Raw genomic sequence first — 18,529 nt, forward strand, 5'->3', positions numbered from 1 at the left:
AGTTATTTTCTGATAACTAATTCCTTTGGAATATTTGTAAGATATCTTCTTTTGAATATGAGTAAGACTTAGAACTTGTTACTGAAGTGACACGATTCCTAACACTATATAGATATTTACTTCACAGGCTCTAGATACTTATTATCAACACAATTTTTAGACCTTAGAATTACTTTGTGAAGTGAAAGGTTTCTAAGCAAGATATCATTTCCCGTAGCGACTATTTTTCATCTACGAAAGTTGAGTTATTAATTTTCTTTGCCTTCCCTATGCATTCAAAAGTTCATTTTGCTGCTCTTCAGCAAACTGATTTGTGTAAAGATTATAATAATATCCTTTTCTTTTGATAAGTTGTTCGTGGTTACCCTGTTCAATTACTTTACCATTTCTTATAACCAATATCCTATCAGCTGAAACAATAGTAGACAATCTATGAGCTATAACAAAACTAGTTCTTCCTTCTAACACCTTATTTATGGCATTTTGAATAATTCTTTCAGTTTCAGTATCTATAGATGAAGTAGCTTCATCTAATACAAATACAGCAGGATTTGCAACTATTGCCCTTGCAAAAGATATTAACTGCTTTTCTCCAGTGGATAATTTTCCTCCACCTTCACCAACTTCTGTATCATAAGTTTTTTCCATTCTCATTATAAATTCATGAGCATTTACAAGCTTTGCTGCTTCGATTATTTCTTCATCTGTTGCATCTAATCTTCCATAGCGTATATTATCTTTTATAGTTCCACTAAATAAATGTGGACTTTGAAGAACATAACCTAAATTAGCTTCCAGCCATCCTATAGATCGAGTCTTGTAGTCTACTCCATCAATTAATATCTTTCCATCTGTTGGTTCGTAAAATCTACAGGCAAGATTTACTATAGTACTTTTACCTGATCCAGTTTCTCCTACTAAAGCTATAGTTTCTCCACTCTTAACATCTAAATTAAAATTTTTCAAAACCTGTTTTCCGTTCTTATATGCAAAAGATACATTTTTAAAAGATATATCTCCTTTTATTGATTCCCAATTTTCATATTTAGGATTAAATACATCTCCATATTTTTTAATAATATCTTCAGTATCATATATATCGGCATCAGTTTCTATCATTGATAAAATTCTTTCTGCTGAAGCTTGAGCATGCTGCATTTCTGCTAAAGTTGCAGCTAATTGGCTGACTGGTTCAAAGAACTCAACAGTATAAGTTATAAATAAGACCAATGTACCATAACTTAAAGTTTGCATCATAACACCTTTTCCACCATACCATAATGCAAGACCTGTACCTATACTTCCTAATGTAATTACTATAGGTAAAAATAATGCTGAAAATACAGCTGCTCTTACTGATGAATTTCTCATTTTTTCTGTATCAAGCTTAAATTCATTTAAATTTTCCTTTTCTCTTACCAAAGTTTTTGTAGTCTGCGCACCAGTTATACATTCATTAAAATCATTAGTAATACGTGAGTTTACTTTTCTAACTTTTCTGTAAGATCCTAATATTCTTTTCTGAAAAAAACTTCCTGCTATAAATACTACTGGAACAACACACAAAGTAATGAGAGTTAATTTTACGTTATGATAAAGCATTACGAAAACAAATCCAACCATCATTGTGCTTGCCCACACCAAATCAATTAGTCCCCAAGACACTATTTCACTTAATCTATAAATATCTGAAGTCATTCTAGACATCATCCAACCAACTGGAGTAGTGTCATAATAAGAGAATGACAACTGCTGCAATTTTTCAAATCCAAGCTTACGAATATGATACGCAAGTCCTGTTTCAATTCCACCTGCCAATGATACCAATAGTTTTACATTAATACTCTGAATAGCTATAAAAATTAGGTATACTAAACCAAATTTCCAAAGACCATTTGTATCTCCAACTACTACATAATTATCTATAGCATACTTTGTAAGATATGGAATTATAACATCTATACCTGCAACTCCTATCATTACAAAAGCAAGAGCTATAAGCTGCTTTTTAAAACCTGCAGCATAATGTAATAATTTTTTCCACAAACTAAAGTCAATTTTTTTATCTTTATTATTAAAATCCTGTTCTTTAAAAGAACTCATATTTTCACCCCGCTCTCGACTTCTTTTATTAACTTACTTTATTATCTTCCTTATAATCATCATCAATTACACTTTGAATTTCCCAAATACGTTTATATAATCCCTCTTCTTTTACAAGCTCAGAATGAGTTCCGTTTTGTACAACCTTACCTTTATCCAATACAATAATTTTATCTGCTTCTTTAAGTGTTGAAATACGGTGAGAAATAATAAATGTTGTAACATCCTTACTTCTCTTTGATAGTGCCTTTCTTATAGCTTTATCAGTTTCAGTATCTACAGCACTTAATGAATCGTCAAAAATCAAAATAGGACTGTTATTTATAAGAGTTCTTGCTATAGCTACTCTTTGTCTTTGACCTCCAGATAAGGTTACTCCTTTCTCACCTACTAATGTGTCATAACCTTTATCAAAGCTTAATATTACATCATGAACTGCAGCAATTGAAGCAGCATCATATATTTCACCATCTAATACATCTTTCTTAGCTATACCTATATTATCTTTTATAGTTTTTGAAAATAAGAATGGTTCCTGTAATACTATACCAACATTTTTTCTCAACCATTTTTTATCAATATTTTTAAGTTCTACTCCATCTATTTTTATAGAACCCTTTTGATAATCATATAGTCTGCAAAGCAAATGAACTAATGATGATTTTCCTGATCCAGTATGTCCCATGATAGCAACAGTTTCTCCTTTCTTTGCATCAAAGGAAACTCCATCTATAACTGGATTATCTTTATCGTATTCAAAATATACATTTTCAAATTTTATATTACCTTCAATTTCAGGTTTTACTTCATTTTCACTAGGCTTTTCAGTTTCTAAATTCATTACATGATGGATACGATTTAAGGCTACAACCATTTTTCCCATATCAGATAATATTCTACCTAATTGTCTAACTGGCCATAAAAGCATTCCCTCATAAGTCATAAATACTACTAATGTTCCTAGAGTTATACTTCCATTAATTGTAAAATAGACTCCTGCAATTAAAACTGCTCCAGTTTGAAGCATACATAAAAAGTCTGAAACTGCCCAATACATACCTCTTAATGAATACATCTTATAACTTAATTTTCTAAATTTAGAATTTTTCTTTTCAAATTTATCTATTTCATATCTTTGTCTTCCAAAAGCTCTTACAACCCTAACTCCTGATAAATTTTCTTGAAGCACAGTAGTCATCTTTGCTTCTGATTCATCTGTTTCTTTAAATAATTTTTTAATACTTGTAAAAAATACAAATGAAAATATGAATATTATTGGAACAGCTGCCATAGCAACAATGCTCATTTTAACACTCATTGAAAACATTATTGCGATAGTAAAGCAAAGTATAAAAACAGCTCTTCCTATTTCAACAAATTGTAATGCTAAAAATCTTCTTATAGTATCAACATCTGAAGTACATCTTTGTATTAAATCTCCTGTTTCACATTTAACATGATAATCATATGGTAAATGTTGAATATGATTATATAATCTTTCTCTCATATTTCTAGCTATATTTTCTGAAGCTACAGCTGACCATTTACCTTTAAAAAATAGAAATATTCCTCTAAAGCTTGTAACAATTATTAATAATAAAGCACAAATCCAAAGATTTTGAGCTAATACAGATTTTCCTCCAAGCTGATTTATAAATTTCATACCTACATTTGGAAGTTCTATAGGTTTATTACCTATAATAGAGTCTATAGTTACTCTTATAATAAGTGGAGCTAATGTTTTAAAAAATGTAGCAAAGCCTATGCTTAAAATAGCTCCTATATATAAAGTTCTGTTTCCTTTCATAAATTTCCAAAGCGACTTTAAGGTCTTCATAGTGACCCTCCCTTCGTATTTCAAATATACTTTTTTCATAGATAGGGAGAAATACTATCTCCCTATCAAATTTTTACTTATCTTGGCATTCTAAAGAAACGCATGAAATTCATTGTTACACATTTGTGATCTTTAATTTGATTTTTTACCTTTCATGTGTCATCTAGCAACCTTCTATCCTTGTTCTTTAACCAAAATCTTATCATGGTAAAACCTCCTTATTTTTTTTAATATAAAAAAGCCGTAGAAATTAATCCTACGGCTTTTTACGCATAAATAATATGTAAATAATTCAAAATATATTACACATATATTTTTATAAAAATAAAAATGCCATAGGTTGTTGCACAACCTATGGCACATAATTGCAAATTTATACTTAAATTTCGGTAAAAAATACCATTACAATTCTTCACATAGGTCGCGCGTAATATTAAGTTTTGCTGCATTGACTGCACTTGCAAATCCATTAATTCTAAACTTCCCACAAAATACATTAACCATTAAGTTTAACATTTACACGACCTCCTTTTCTTTATTTTCTAAATTAATAAATTTCACAATATTTAGTATAAACTATATTTTAAAATTTTACAAGAGTAAATTTACTATTTTCTTATAATTTTCGCATCTTATGATTATATACCTTTTATTTAAGTTATTTCCTTTTTTCTAAATTTTATTCTTTCTATATTCATAATATTACTAGTAAACTTAAATTGTTACTTTTAAATATTCTTTGTTCTTCTCAATTTTTAAAAGTTAATATATTTTAAACTTTTATTTATAAAGACAAAATTCATTGAAGTATTGAGACTTTATTTGATATAATTTTCGTGATGAATTAATACTAAACATAAGAAAAACGTCAGGGGGAAAACAATGTTTAAATTACTTGCTTTAGATATGGATGGAACAGTATTAAATAATAAAAAACAAATTTCAGAAGAAAATAAAATAGCAATAAAAAAAGCTCAGGAAAAAGGTGTAACAGTTGCTTTATGTACTGGCCGTTCTATTGGAGGTATTCAAAAATATCTTGAAGAATTAGACTTAATAGGAGATAACAACTACTCCATAACTGTTTCTGGAAGTTGTATTTTAAATAATACAAGAAAAAATATAATCAAAAATGATACTTTAAATAATGAGGATATCAATTATGTAAATAATGTAGCTAAAGAACTCGACTTAACTTTAAATGGTTATGCTTCTGATAGACTTTATGTACCATCTGCTAACTTCTTTAGCTATATTGATTCAATTGCAAATGATCTACCAATGGAAATTGTAGATTTCAAAACTATTGGAAATGACTTTGTAAATAAAATAACTTTAATAAATGAAGATATAAGTTTGAAAAAAGAATTTAAAAAAATCGAAAATTTTTTTCCAGATTTAATAATACCTGAGGTAGAAGTACCTTCAAAAGAAAATTTTAATAAAGATTTGTTCAACGCAATGTCTAATCTACCTTCAAAATTAACCCAAAACTATACAATACTGAAGACTTCTCCTTATACTATTGAGATATTAAATAAACACTCTAATAAAGGTACTGGAGTACAAGCTCTTGCTGAGAAATTAGGTATTAAAAGAGAAGAAGTTATATGTATAGGTGATTCTGGTAATGATGAACATATGATAGAATATGCTGGTCTTGGAGTTGCTATGGGAAATGCATTTCCTGAAATAAAGGAAATTGCAGATTATATTACTTTAACTAACGAAGAACATGGTGTTGCACACGTTATTGATAAATTTATACTAAACTAAATTAAAATTTAAAATATTATTTTATATAAATTCAAAGTAAAAACATATATTGAACAAAAAACTATGAAAATCATAGTTTTTTGTTCAATATAAAAAACTTTCTTAAATAATTATTTATTTAATTTATTCTTATCAAATATAAACATGTCTTTATCATAACTTTTGTTAAATTCGATTGTGTAATTTGCTGAATAATCCGAGTCTAATTTACCATCTATAAAACATTTTTGTTCTTCCTTCATAATAATTCCTGTTTCTGCATCATACCAATATTTTGATATACTTTTAGAAGGTTTATTATCTCTGGTGAAATTTTCAAATGTGTTTTCAGAATAAAGTACTTTTTTACCTTTATAATTAATATACTTCATATCACCTCCAAGTGCATTATTATAAAGAGTAAAATATCCAAACGGATAGTACCCATATCCATTATTTTTTTTACTAAATTTCGTGGTTTTTTGGGTTTTATTTTTGATTCTATCATAAAAATTATTAGTATCTTTTTCCTTAGAATATACGGTAAAATAAGTTAATTTTCCATTTTTATATTCTTCACTACGATAATTACCATTTGAAAAATATTCTTTTACCTCTGTTTTTGCATCCTTTTTTAGTGGATTATTTATTTTTGTAAATACATAATATCCTTTTGAGCAACTATTCATAGCCTTTTTATTTAATTCCTTCATTATAGATATATTATTTAAAAACTTATCTTTTTGTTTTTGAAAAATTTTTTTTGCTTCTTTCGCTCTTGCTTTCTCTAATATTTTATTAATTTCTCCTTCGTTTTTTGCAATAAAATTATCATAATATTTATTAAATTCTTTATCACTATTTGATTTTAAATTATTAGCTAGTCCATTGTTCTTTTTATCGGATGAATTAGTATTTACTTTATTACTAGATAAATTAGAACATCCAGAAATAATTACAGTAATTCCAATTAAAATACTTAGAATACATTTTTTATTAAATCTCATATTTTACCTCCAAATTTAATTTTTATCATTATTATGCTTAAATTAATTTTGTCTATTTTTTTCATAACTTACCTTACACTATCTTTAATTTATCTTTGTACTGTCCGTTATTTCCTATTTTTATTAAATATATCTAATATTTCTTCCTTTTTTAGCACAGGTATTTCTATGATGCTCTCCGCATTATTTTTTAATTTAACCTTAAGAATTTCTCCCTTATCATTTACCAATATAGATGTAGGAAATGCTCCTACAAGAGAAACTAAGTCATCCCATAGTTTTTCATCTGGAATTATATTTGTATATGTTATATTATTTTCTTTTAAAATTTTCTTTACACTTTTTTCATTATCTTTTCCATCTTCTACAATTCCAATTATATTTACATCTTCATTTTTAATTTCATTATATGCACCCTGCATATTAGGCAATTCACCTATACAAGGTCCTCACCAAGTTCCCCAAAAATTTATTAACGTTAGTTTCTTATCTTTAAATATTTCATTTGTAACCCCTTTTCCATTTGTATCCTTACACTTAAATTTAGGAATACTTTTCATCGTATCAAAAGATATACCTTCTTCCGAATCTTTACTCTTATTATCTTTTATTTTCTCACCTATCTTATTATTTGAATTTGTTGTATTCTTTTTTGACACTGTACTGCAAGCCTTAATAGATGTACTTAAAATCACACAAATAGATATAATCAAAAAAATTTTTTTCATTATAATTATCATCCCTTCTCAAATATTTTTACATATTATTCTTTATTTTTAGTTAAAAAATTTACTTTGATAGCATTTTGAGGACATGCTTTTATACATTCACCACATCTGATACATTCTAAACTATTTGGTTTTTTATAAACTTCTATATCTAATTTACATTTAGAACTACATATTTTACAATTTGTACATTTTTCACTATCCACTTTATAACTATAAATACTAATAGGATTAAATAATGAATAAATTGCACCAAGCGGACAAATAAATCTACAAAATGGTCTAAATATGATAATTGATAAAATACAGTTGATAATTAATATAGTAACTTTCCACTTAAATAAAAAACCTAAAGAAACTCTTAAAGCTTTATTCATTATAACAAGAGGTATTCCCCCTTCTAAAGTACCTGCTGGACATATATACTTACAAAATGCTGGATCACCCATACCTACACTATTTACCCAAAACATCGGAAGTATGATTACAAATACTAATAAAATAACATACTTTAAATACTTTAAAATTTGAAGTCTCTTAGAAATCTTAACTTTTGGTAAAGATATTTTATACAATAAATCCTGTACTAATCCAAATGGACACAACCACCCACATATAAATCTACCAAATAAAGCACCAAAAAATATTAAAAACCCTAATATATAATATGAAAATTTATAGTTTTTTCCTCCTATCACAGACTGAAGTGACCCAATTGGACAAGAACCTAACGCCCCAGGACAAGAATAACAATTTAATCCAGGAATACATATTCTTTTTGTATTCCCTTTATATATTTTTCCTTGTATAAAACCTTTTAAATTTGCATTTGTTAATACTGCTGCTGTAAATTGAACTATCTTTCTTTTGAAATTACCCAATTCCAATACACTCCATTCATAAATTAATAGCTTTTTTCAAAATTAAATTTACTTCATTTCTATATGTGCCTATTGAAATTAGTACAATTCCAAGCAACATCAAGCCTATTTGTAGTTTACTTTTCATACAACTATCACTTCCTTTCTAATAATTTTTTTGTACACCTTCTATTTTTATAATAATATATAGGTGTATAAAAAATTTATCTAACTTGTAACAAATTTGTTTCTATTATCACTGCTTTTATATCATTTTCTAAGTACTGTTTGTTTTATTACAATAAATTAGTAATTAAAAAGAGTGAACTGTCGCACTAATTTTTTTAGTACGACAGTCCACTCTTTAACTTATCACTTGATAAAAGCTTAGAACTTGTTACTGAAGTGAAAGGTTTCATAGCAAGATATCATTTCCCGTAGCGGTTATTTTTCACCTGAGAAAGTTGAGCTATAAACTATCAACTGTCTTTTTTCCTTTAGTAACCTTAACTTTCTTGCCTTTAAACACAATAGCAAGCTTTATTATGTTTTTTGTTTGTATTTCTAATTATGATTTTTTAAATAATAAAACACCGGTAATCCTAACAGTGTTATTCCTATTCCTATAAATGAATTTAATGGTGCATTTAGAATTGTACTTACTAAAATATATGACCCTCCTAAAATCCCCACTAAAGGTGTAATAGGATATAAGGGAACTTTATATGGCCTTTTTTCTGGAGATACTTTTTTTCTTAAAACAAATATCCCAAATACTCCTACAACAAAGAATATCCACAATACGAACATAATTAAATCACTAAGTGTATCAAAACTTCCTGAAAAAATATATATTACTGCTAAAAGTCCTTCAAGTAATAATGAATTTGTAGGTGTTTGAAATTTTGGATGAGATTTGCCTAAATATTTGTGCAAAGGAATTTCTTTTCTTTCTGCCATAGCAAAAGGAACTCTTGCACCAGTCATAAGATATCCATTCATAGTACCAAATACTGATATCATCATACCAGCTACTATTAATGCGCCACCTTTACTACCAAAAAGTTTAACTGCTATATCTGAAACAGGGTTCTTAGAATTTATAATTTGTTCCATCGGTACTACATTAACTAAAGCAATATTAAATAAAACATAAACACCCATTACGCAAATAACTCCTAATATTATAGACTTAGGAAGATCTCTTTTTGGGTTTTTCAATTCTCCTGCCATATTTGTAACACCAATCCATCCATCATATGCCCATAGAGTTCCTAAAATAGCCGCTCCTAAGCCCATACTTGTAGATGCTTGTTTTACTGCTGTAAAAGTAATATCATGACTTTGTCCCTTTATAAGACCAAATAAAATTATTGCAAATACAGGAATTAACTTTCCTACAGTAGAAATTGTTTGTATGATTCCACCAAATTTTGTAGCAATTATATTCATAACTATTAAAAATATTAAAATTCCACCTGCAGTGAATTTTTGTTGTATATCATTTAACGGTACAAAAAATGACGCAAAGCCAGCAAATGCAATTGCCAATGCTGCTACTGCTGCTGGATAGGAAATTACTGTTTGTACCCACCCTAATAAAAATCCCCATATATCTCCAAATAACTCTCTTAGGTAAATATATAAGCCGCCCGTTTTAGGTATTGCTGCTGCTATTTCAGCAATTGTAAGTGCTGATGCTAAGCTAATAATTCCTCCAGCAATCCATGCAATTATTCCTAATGCAGATGAACCTGCATTGCTAAAAACCACTGCTGGCTTTAGGAAAATACCTGACCCTATAATCATTCCAATTACAATTGCCATAGCTTCAACTAAATTAATGCTCTTCTTCAATTTTTCTTTTGTCATCTTCTTCCTCCAGTGATATGTTTTTTCTTTTGTATTTCGACTTTATTTTACAATTTTAATATTATTTAATTGCATTTTCAAGTTTATATTTAAAATAAAAAAAAGGTTAGTATTTTTTATACTAGCCTTTAGGTTCTTTTTTTAAATTCATGTGAACATTTTTTACAAGTTACTATTAAGTTTCCTTTATGTCTAGGTAATCTAAGTTTTTGTGAACAATTAGGACATTTTACTATAACATATTGTTTCCTTTGTTTCATTTTATATTTTAAACTATTAAGCTTATATTTCAAACTTTCAAAAATTCTTTTTTGTTTTAAACCATTTATTTTATAATTTAATTTTCTCATAAAATCTTCAAAAGCTCTTTCTTCCATCTGTCTTCTATATACATTACGAGAAAATCTTCTATAGAATGCATATATTGCAATACCAATTCCTATGAAAATTGTAGGTCTAAAAATTAAAAATGGAATACTTAATAAAATTAAAGTTTTAGAAAAATAATCCCATCCATATGTTCCTTTTAGAAAATCATTTTTCATAACATCACCCCTAATATCTAATTTAAATTATTAATTATACACTCAACCTTCATTATATAAGTCATATACTGGATAAGACAACTATAAAATTAAAAGTATAAAGTATAAATAACAAATAAGGAAAATTTTCAAAAGCAAGCTTTTGAAAATCTATTAATTATAAATCAAATAGAAGTTTTTCTATAAGAAAAACATAATTATTTGTTCTAATTATACCATATTCCCTATACTAAATATTTAAATTAGTGTAACATATCTGTAAACTTTCATAAGGAAAATCAAAAGCATATATTACATAAAAAACTATCCCAAAAGTATTAGAGCTCAAACTTTAAAACGCCCTATCCTCTTTTACTTTTGGAATAGTTTCTTAGTATATTTAAATTCTTTTAAAATCTACTACTTTCTTCTCGCAAAATCTACAAATCTGAATTTGTCTGGTCTGTGTCTAGATTCAGTATATTGAAATAAGCTTACATCATCTAAATATACATAATTTTTTACAACTACAACCATATCATACTTTTCTAAATCTAAAAATTTTTTATCTTCTCTAGTAGCTTTTTCTACTGTAATTTCTTTTTTAGCAAAACTGATTTTAAGACCTAAAGCATTTTCAATATACTCATATATTGAATTCTCACAAATCTCTTTAGTTAATAAAGGTACAAGTTTTTCATTAATAAAATCTTTATCTAAAATAATCTTTTCCTTACCTATTTCTCTTACCCTTATAACTTTCCAAACATCATTGTTTTTAGATAAATTTAATTGTTTTATTAAAAATGTATCTGGCTTTATTAGATCAAGTTCATGAACAATAGTTTTTGGTTTATACCCCATCTTTTCAGCCAATTCTTTGAAACTTATAAGTCCTGAAACAGGAAAATCGAACTTATTAATATCTAAGACAAAAGATCCTTTTCCCTTCATTTTTTGTATATATCCGTTTTGTGCTAATAGATTCAATGCTTTTCTTATGGTATCTCTAGACACTTCATATTTCTGCATCATTTCATTTTCAGATGGAAGCTTTGTATTAGCTTCAATTTTACTACTTTGTATTTTTTCCACAATTTCATCGTAAATGCTTAAGTACTTACTATTCATATTTTATCACCTAGCATATTTTATCATTTTGTAGTTTATTTCTCAAGGTGATATACAATAGATTCGTATGGTCTTAATTTAATCTTTTTAAATTCTTTTGGTGAATTTTCATAATTTGAAATTAAAACTTTACTTTTATATCCATCAAATTTTAATTCTGAAGGTAATTCAAAAGTTGTTTCCTTGCCATAAAAATTATTTATCACTTCAAGTCTCCATACCCATCTTTATTAGAATCATTAAATGACTTAGGATAGATTTGATAAACTACACTGTTTTTAAAATCTTTCATTATTTCAGCTCCTTTTAAAATGTAAAAAGGGAGAAACTAGCTCTCCCTTTGTTGTTTTCAAAACTCAGTTTTATATATTTTTCTTTGCTCCTAATTTACTTTTTGAAAAAACAATTGTTAGGGCAAATGGTACTACAATTGCTACTACCATTGCAATAACAAATGTACCAATATGTTGTGGTTGAATTGATAATACCCCTGGTAATCCAAATAATTAAATTTAATAAGTTTAGAATAAATAAATCTAGACAAATTAAAGCACAACAAGACAGAAATAAAATTTCATTTTTTGATATACTTTAGTGAAGGTAGGAAATAATTAAGGCTATTATAGGGAGGACTTATTAGATGGTGGAGTATTATAAAATTAGGGGAAAACATATTTATACTGAAATTTTAGGAGAGGATTCGTCTCCAGTATTGTTATTTATTCATGGTGGACCTGGTGGAATTGGTGTTGCAGATTTTATTCAATATCAGGGGGATAGATTATCAAAGAACTTTAAAGTTATAGCTCTAGAGCAAAGGGGAGTATGGAGATCTGAGGCTATTTTAGATGAAGAACATATTTCATTAGAAGATATTATTGAAGATTTTGAAGAATTAAGAAAAATATTACATATAAATAAATGGTCACTACTTAGTCACTCATTTGGGGGGTATCTTGCTGTTCTTTATGCTAATTTATACCCTGATTCTATCGAATATATGATATATGAATGCCCGTCTTTTGATTTTGCACTTTCAGAGCGTTCTATGCTAAATGCAGCTGCTAATGAATTAATTAAATTAGGAAATTTAGCATTGGCAGAAGATTATTTTAAAGCTTTAAGAGAAATTACAGATTATAGGGAGATCAATAGACTACTTATGAAGGTGTTAAACGATCTTGGAGCTAACTGCAATAACTATATGTGGTTTGGAAATGATAAGCAAATTATTGACAGAATAGCTATGAGTACTAATGATGCTAAGAATTTATGGAATAAATCTGCTAAAACAAGAATTAAATTATTGAAAGATTGGCGGGTATATAATAATGTATTTACTGAATTATCAAATATAAATAAGCCTTCTTTATTGATTAAAGGTAAATATGATCCAATAACTTGTAAAGTACAAACAGCAGAATTTATGAAGCGAGTGCAAGACAAACAAGTGGTTACATTTAATTTTTCTGGTCATTATGTTAGAATTGAGGAACCTGATAAGTATTGTGAAGTTATAACAAGTTATATATATAAGAAGATGAAATAAGTGTGATTTACATTTTCGCAATGAATGAACTTATTTTGAAAGGGGATGAGGAAGGTGGAAACAATTGTAATGCTTAACAACACACTTGAATACATTGAAAAAAATTTGTATACAACACTTAATATAGATGACATATCAAAATTTGCATGTTCATCCCGATATCACTTTCAGCGTGTTTTTCATGCATTAACAGGATTTACAGTAACTCAGTATATAAAAAATCGCAGACTGACCCTTGCCGCAGAAGAGTTGGTTGCAACAAACAAAAGAGTAATTGATATAGCATTGAAATATGGTTATCAAAGTCCAGAAGCATTTACTAAAGCTTTTAAAAGACTGCATGGAATATCACCATCAGCTTTAAAAAAGCTTAATGGAAAAATTAAAGCTTTTCCCAAAATCTCTTTTCAAATATCAATAAAAGGAGAATATGAAATTATTTATAGAATAGTTGAAAAAGAATCTTTTAAAGTATTTGGTGTAGAATTTACAACAACTAGAGTTAATGATGCAGCTTATAGAGAGATACCAGAATTTATTAATAAGATTTTTGAAAATGGAATATATGATAGAATTAATCAAGTATTAGGTAATCCTGAAGGCAGTTTATTGTATGGTTTTCATTATAATTTTAAAGAAGACGGTACAAGAAAATATATGATGGGATATGAAATGCTTAAAGCAGAGATATCAGATGAATTTACGATACTTCAAGTACCTAAACTTACATGGGCAGTATTTGAAGGATATGGAACTATGCCAGATAACTTGATTATACATAATATATGGAGACGTATATACTTTGAATGGTTCCCATCCTCTGCATTTGAACAAGTGGAAGGGCCCTGCATTGAAAGAAACTTTTGGAATGATAAAAAACATGGTGAATACAAATGTGAAGTATGGATTCCTGTAAAAAGAAAGTCAATTAACTCATAACTTCCTCATTAGATATTACAACTAATAAAACTAAATGATTTTTAAAATACTGCAAAATTCAAATTTGAATTTTGCGGTGTTCTTATGTCATGTTTTTCTTATTTAATGCATTAAATAAAGAAATTACTTGATTCACAATAGTAGAGAAGTATACAATAAAAAATTTGTAAAATTTACATTGATACATTTTAGAATTAGAAAAAAGGAGATAGCTAACTATCTTCTTTTAACATAATCAAAACTTAATTATCAAATCTATCTACTTTAAAGAGTCTTAAGTCTTCACTTTTTTCTCCCAAAAATAATTTACTAAGCATCATTCCTCCTAAAATAGCAAATAAAATACCATTTGCACCATATCCAAGACAATACCATAGATTCTTTTTATTTGGATCCGGACCTAAGAATCCTAAATTATCTTTTGTTGAAGCAAAAGCCCCACAGTATTTAAATTCAATTTCTACATTTTTTATTTTGGGAAACATAGCTTTTAAACGATTTTCTAATATAGAGTACTTTTGGTATGCTACCTCTTCTTTAAGCATTTGTGGCCTAAATTCTATATCCTCTCCACCTATTATTATTCTATTATCACCAGTTGTTCTTAAATAATTATAAGGGTCACTATTATCTCTTATAAGAACTCTATTTTTCCAGCCATTAAAGTTTTTTATAGGCTTTGTAGCTATATTAAATGTAGTAGTCATAGTTCCAAAATTTCTATTAGTGAAAATTCTAGTATCATATCCTGTGGCTACTATTATAATTTTTCCCTTAACCTTATATCCATAATTAGTTTCTACCTCTACTCCTTCTTTTTCATAATTTATTTTTACTACTTCTGTATTTTCATAAACTCTAACTCCATTAACACATGCCACATCTAATAACTGATGAGTATATTTATAAGGATCTAGCTGTGCTCCGCCTAATTTGGAACATACTCCAGCTTTCAAATCAAAACTAAAAGGATTATTTTTTTCATCTATGAATTCTACATCAAGTCCGTTTTCTTTTCTTAATTTGTATTCTTCATATATTTCTTTTTTTTCTATATTTTGAGATGTATACAGTAATGTATCTTTAGGTTCATAATCACAGTTATTACCATATTTTTTTATAAAATTATCTATCTCCTTTAAGGCCTTTAGCCCTAATTTATAAGCCTTTATTCCGTCTTCCACTGAAATAGCTTCTGTAAGTACATTTAAATTTTGATCTAACTCATACTGAAGTAATGAAGTTGTAACGCTGCTGCTTCCAAATCCAACTCTACTTTTTTCTAAAACAACAGTATTTATATTATTTTCACTAAAGTAATAAGATGCAATAGCCCCAGTTACTCCTCCACCTATTACTATAACATCTGTTTCTAAATCTTCTGTTAAATAAGGGTACTGTTTTGGCACTTTATTAATAGCAGTAAATATAGGATTTCCTTGTACATATTGTATATTCATATCATTCACCTATCCTGATAATTTTATGAAAAAAAAGTATTTTGTTCTTTATACTTTTTACTTTCTATATATCCTCCGAAAATTTAAACACATAATTATTATACTTACTTTTCAATAACTTTATACTCATATAATAATTGTATTTGTCTAATTATATAGAACGATTATATATATCCATTTACATTATATAATAACTACAATTACACACTGAAGTAAAAAAATTCGCAGCATAAAAGCTGCGAATTTTTATCAAATGGTTATCACCAATAAGAAAATTCTTTATTCCTATTTTATTTTATATATTTACTCAACATCAAGAGTTAATTTGCCTTCTCCATATACGCTTTCCCAATCATTTACAAACTGGTCTACACTCCAGTCAGTTAATGGATGAGCTAGTAACTTATCCATTATTTCTGCATTTATAGTTACTGATTGAGCACCTGTAAGAGCCACTTCATGAACTTGTTGAACATTTTTAAATGAAGCTGCAAGTACCTTAGCATCTATATTGTGTAATTCAAATAATTGAACGATTTGAGCAACTACATCTACTCCATCTCCACTTATATTGTCAATTCTATTTACATATGGTGCTACAAATTCTGCTCCTGCAATTGCTGCCATAAGAGCTTGTTCTGCTGTAAAAATAGCTGTTGCAGTTATTTTTATTCCTTTTTCTTTTAATATTTTCATTGCTTTTATTCCCTCAGGAATAACTGGAATTTTAATATATAAATTACCTCCAATAGTTTCATTCAAATATTCTGCTTCTTTAACTATATCTTCTGCTTTCTTACTTAGAGATTGTACGTGAAGCATTTTATCTTCACCTATTATATTTCTTATATCTTTTAATATTTGTATAAAACTTCTATTTTCTTTAGAAATAATTGTAGGATTTGTTGTAACTCCACTCATTGGATATAAATCAAAAGCTCTTTTAATTTGTTCTAAATTTGCAGTATCTAATAAATATAACATTATTATCACCTTTCCTTTTGTTTATTTTATTTATAGATTTAATTTGTAATCTGTTATACACTGTTTAATTCCTTCATTTGTATCTTTAAATTCAATACCATACTGTTTTAATTTATCAGTATTAAGACGTATATCTCTTGGATTTTCTTTATACTTTTCACTATCCTTAAAAAGCAATTCATCTATTCTTTCAGAAAGTCCCATTTCCTCAAATATTAGCTTAACAACTTCATATCTGCTCAAATCATTTTTACTTCCTAAATGATAGGTGCCATATGGTATTTCAAATATCTTATCAAAAACTTCTACTACTTCCTTAGCATAAGTCATTCCTCTATATTCATTTACTGGTGCTTTTATTTTCTCTCCCTTTAATATACTCTTAACAGTATTCCACATTATGTTTGCATTTATATTTAAACCTCTTTCTGGAAGATCAAAAAGCCATGTAAATCTTACTATCCAAAGTTCTTCTATTATTTCTTTAAGCAAGTTTTCTGCTTCTAGCTTATTTTGTCCATATACTGTATTTGGAACTGGTTTATGAAATTCATCATAAGGACCACTTTCAATATTTCCATTAAAAACTTGTTCAGAACTTATGAAAACCAATTTAGCATTTACTTCCTTACAAGCTTTTGCTATATTTAGGCTTCCTTTAACATTTATTTTGTATGCTATATCTGGATGTTCATTACAATAATCTGTTACAGCTATAGCAGCAGCATGTATTACATAGTCTGGATTAAATTTCATTATAGTATCCAATACTTGTTTTTCATCTGTAACGTCTAATTCTTTCTTTCCTAAAGATAAAATTTCGTACTTATCCTTGTAATGTGATGCAAATCTTGTACAAAAAAATCCATTACCTCCTGTTAATAATACCTTTTTCACAAGCTACCACCTTCTACCTTATAATATTATAACTACATTTATTTGATTGTTTTTTATTATATTCCCCCAACTACAACCTTTAAACCTGACTTTTCCATCTTATCTTTTATGTCATTTATTTCTTTGTCAGTTGGAGTTTTTATATCTTTTAGAGTATAATTTTTACCTAAATATTCATATTTATTACTTCCATATTGGTGGAAAGGAAGTATATGAACCTCTTTTAAATTAAGTTCTTTCACGAACTCTATTATCTTTGTTATATTATCTTCATCCATAGTATAATTAGGAATTAACGGTATTCTAGGTATAACCTTTTTATTATTCTCTACTAAAGATCTTATATTATTTTTGATTATGTCTATATTAGCTCCAATTAATGTTTTTGCTTTTTCTTTATCCATAATTTTCAAATCAAACAATATTAAATCTAAATATTTTGCCATATGCAGTAATTTCTCACTACTTCCCTGCCCAGATGTTTCTATGGCTGTATTTATTCCTAATTCTTTAAGCTTTTTTAAAAGTTCTATAGCAAAATCAGCTTGGCTTAATACTTCTCCACCTGATAATGTTACTCCACCACTGGATGTATTATAAAAAATCATATCTTTCTCTACTTCTTTTATTACTTCTGGTACAGTCATATATTGTCCAAATTCAACTATAGCACCAGAAGGACATTCATCTGTATCCATACTACAAGTTTTGCAGCCTATGCATTTTGCTTTTATTTTTACTTTTTCCTTTTCAAAACTTTGAGATTCTGGATTACAGCACCATGGACAATACAAAGGACAACCTTTGAAAAATACTAATGTCCTAATTCCTCCTCCATCGTGTATAGAATATCTCTGAATATTAAATATTAATCCTTCCATGT

General features: G+C 27.6%; 17 protein-coding genes and 1 pseudogene. 3 read left to right on the forward strand and 15 right to left on the reverse strand.

Going from position 1 to position 18,529, the window contains the following annotated elements:
- Window positions 1-267: 267 nt before the first annotated feature.
- On the reverse strand, window positions 268-2,103 hold the full coding sequence (locus ACFIJ5_RS13350; protein ID WP_379807827.1) for an ABC transporter ATP-binding protein: 1,836 nt from the start codon (window positions 2,101-2,103) through the stop codon (window positions 268-270).
- Between the two features lie 28 nt (window positions 2,104-2,131).
- A complete protein-coding gene (locus ACFIJ5_RS13355) occupies window positions 2,132-3,940 on the reverse strand; it encodes an ABC transporter ATP-binding protein (RefSeq protein ID WP_379807829.1) in 1,809 nt (602 codons plus the stop codon).
- Between the two features lie 882 nt (window positions 3,941-4,822).
- Here ACFIJ5_RS13355 and ACFIJ5_RS13360 point away from each other — a divergent pair.
- Window positions 4,823-5,716 carry a Cof-type HAD-IIB family hydrolase gene (locus ACFIJ5_RS13360; RefSeq protein ID WP_379807831.1) on the forward strand — a complete coding sequence of 298 codons (894 nt, stop codon included), beginning with the start codon at window positions 4,823-4,825 and terminating at the stop codon, window positions 5,714-5,716.
- A gap of 110 nt (window positions 5,717-5,826) precedes the next feature.
- Here ACFIJ5_RS13360 and ACFIJ5_RS13365 read toward each other — a convergent pair whose 3' ends face one another.
- The 9 genes and pseudogenes from ACFIJ5_RS13365 to ACFIJ5_RS13405 all read right to left on the reverse strand — a co-directional run.
- A complete protein-coding gene (locus ACFIJ5_RS13365; RefSeq protein ID WP_379807833.1) occupies window positions 5,827-6,702 on the reverse strand; it encodes a hypothetical protein in 876 nt (291 codons plus the stop codon).
- A gap of 107 nt (window positions 6,703-6,809) precedes the next feature.
- Window positions 6,810-7,142: a thioredoxin domain-containing protein gene (locus ACFIJ5_RS13370; RefSeq protein ID WP_379809615.1), complete on the reverse strand. Its 333-nt coding sequence runs from the start codon at window positions 7,140-7,142 to the stop codon at window positions 6,810-6,812.
- A 9-nt stretch (window positions 7,143-7,151) separates the two neighbouring features.
- On the reverse strand, window positions 7,152-7,430 hold the full coding sequence (locus ACFIJ5_RS13375; RefSeq protein ID WP_379807835.1) for a TlpA family protein disulfide reductase: 279 nt from the start codon (window positions 7,428-7,430) through the stop codon (window positions 7,152-7,154).
- 35 nt (window positions 7,431-7,465) lie between these two features.
- On the reverse strand, window positions 7,466-8,311 hold the full coding sequence (locus ACFIJ5_RS13380) for a 4Fe-4S binding protein (RefSeq protein ID WP_459253863.1): 846 nt from the start codon (window positions 8,309-8,311) through the stop codon (window positions 7,466-7,468).
- 16 nt (window positions 8,312-8,327) lie between these two features.
- The gene (locus tag ACFIJ5_RS13385) at window positions 8,328-8,438 is read right to left on the reverse strand and encodes a CD1871A family CXXC motif-containing protein (protein WP_379807839.1); all 111 of its coding nucleotides are present in this window, start codon (window positions 8,436-8,438) and stop codon (window positions 8,328-8,330) included.
- Between the two features lie 416 nt (window positions 8,439-8,854).
- Entirely contained in the window at window positions 8,855-10,162 is a 1,308-nt protein-coding gene (locus ACFIJ5_RS13390; protein ID WP_379807841.1) for an APC family permease, read from the reverse strand.
- 128 nt (window positions 10,163-10,290) lie between these two features.
- Window positions 10,291-10,707: a hypothetical protein gene (locus ACFIJ5_RS13395; RefSeq protein ID WP_379807843.1), complete on the reverse strand. Its 417-nt coding sequence runs from the start codon at window positions 10,705-10,707 to the stop codon at window positions 10,291-10,293.
- Between the two features lie 399 nt (window positions 10,708-11,106).
- Window positions 11,107-11,817, reverse strand: a complete 711-nt coding sequence (treR, locus tag ACFIJ5_RS13400; RefSeq protein WP_379807844.1) for a trehalose operon repressor — start codon at window positions 11,815-11,817, stop codon at window positions 11,107-11,109.
- A 35-nt stretch (window positions 11,818-11,852) separates the two neighbouring features.
- A pseudogene (locus tag ACFIJ5_RS13405) lies at window positions 11,853-12,032 on the reverse strand (alpha,alpha-phosphotrehalase); the annotation flags it as partial.
- A gap of 425 nt (window positions 12,033-12,457) precedes the next feature.
- On the opposite strand from ACFIJ5_RS13405, the gene ACFIJ5_RS13410 reads away from it, so the two are divergent.
- Entirely contained in the window at window positions 12,458-13,366 is a 909-nt protein-coding gene (locus tag ACFIJ5_RS13410) for an alpha/beta fold hydrolase (RefSeq protein WP_379807846.1), read from the forward strand.
- A gap of 45 nt (window positions 13,367-13,411) precedes the next feature.
- Window positions 13,412-14,305 carry an AraC family transcriptional regulator gene (locus ACFIJ5_RS13415; RefSeq protein ID WP_379807848.1) on the forward strand — a complete coding sequence of 298 codons (894 nt, stop codon included), beginning with the start codon at window positions 13,412-13,414 and terminating at the stop codon, window positions 14,303-14,305.
- Window positions 14,306-14,547: 242 nt separating this feature from the next.
- On the opposite strand, the gene ACFIJ5_RS13420 is transcribed toward ACFIJ5_RS13415, so the two are convergent.
- The 4 genes from ACFIJ5_RS13420 to ACFIJ5_RS13435 form a co-directional block, all read right to left on the reverse strand.
- Entirely contained in the window at window positions 14,548-15,765 is a 1,218-nt protein-coding gene (locus tag ACFIJ5_RS13420) for an NAD(P)/FAD-dependent oxidoreductase (protein ID WP_379807850.1), read from the reverse strand.
- A 303-nt stretch (window positions 15,766-16,068) separates the two neighbouring features.
- On the reverse strand, window positions 16,069-16,749 hold the full coding sequence (locus ACFIJ5_RS13425) for a fructose-6-phosphate aldolase (RefSeq protein ID WP_379809616.1): 681 nt from the start codon (window positions 16,747-16,749) through the stop codon (window positions 16,069-16,071).
- Window positions 16,750-16,779: 30 nt separating this feature from the next.
- Complete coding sequence (locus tag ACFIJ5_RS13430; RefSeq protein ID WP_379807852.1) at window positions 16,780-17,646, reverse strand: SDR family oxidoreductase; 867 nt, start codon at window positions 17,644-17,646, stop codon at window positions 16,780-16,782.
- Between the two features lie 56 nt (window positions 17,647-17,702).
- A complete protein-coding gene (locus ACFIJ5_RS13435; RefSeq protein WP_379807854.1) occupies window positions 17,703-18,527 on the reverse strand; it encodes a [formate-C-acetyltransferase]-activating enzyme in 825 nt (274 codons plus the stop codon).
- Between the last annotated feature and the right edge of the window lie 2 nt (window positions 18,528-18,529).

The organism is Haloimpatiens myeolchijeotgali (genome assembly GCF_042688525.2).
Lineage (GTDB): Bacteria > Bacillota > Clostridia > Clostridiales > Clostridiaceae > Haloimpatiens.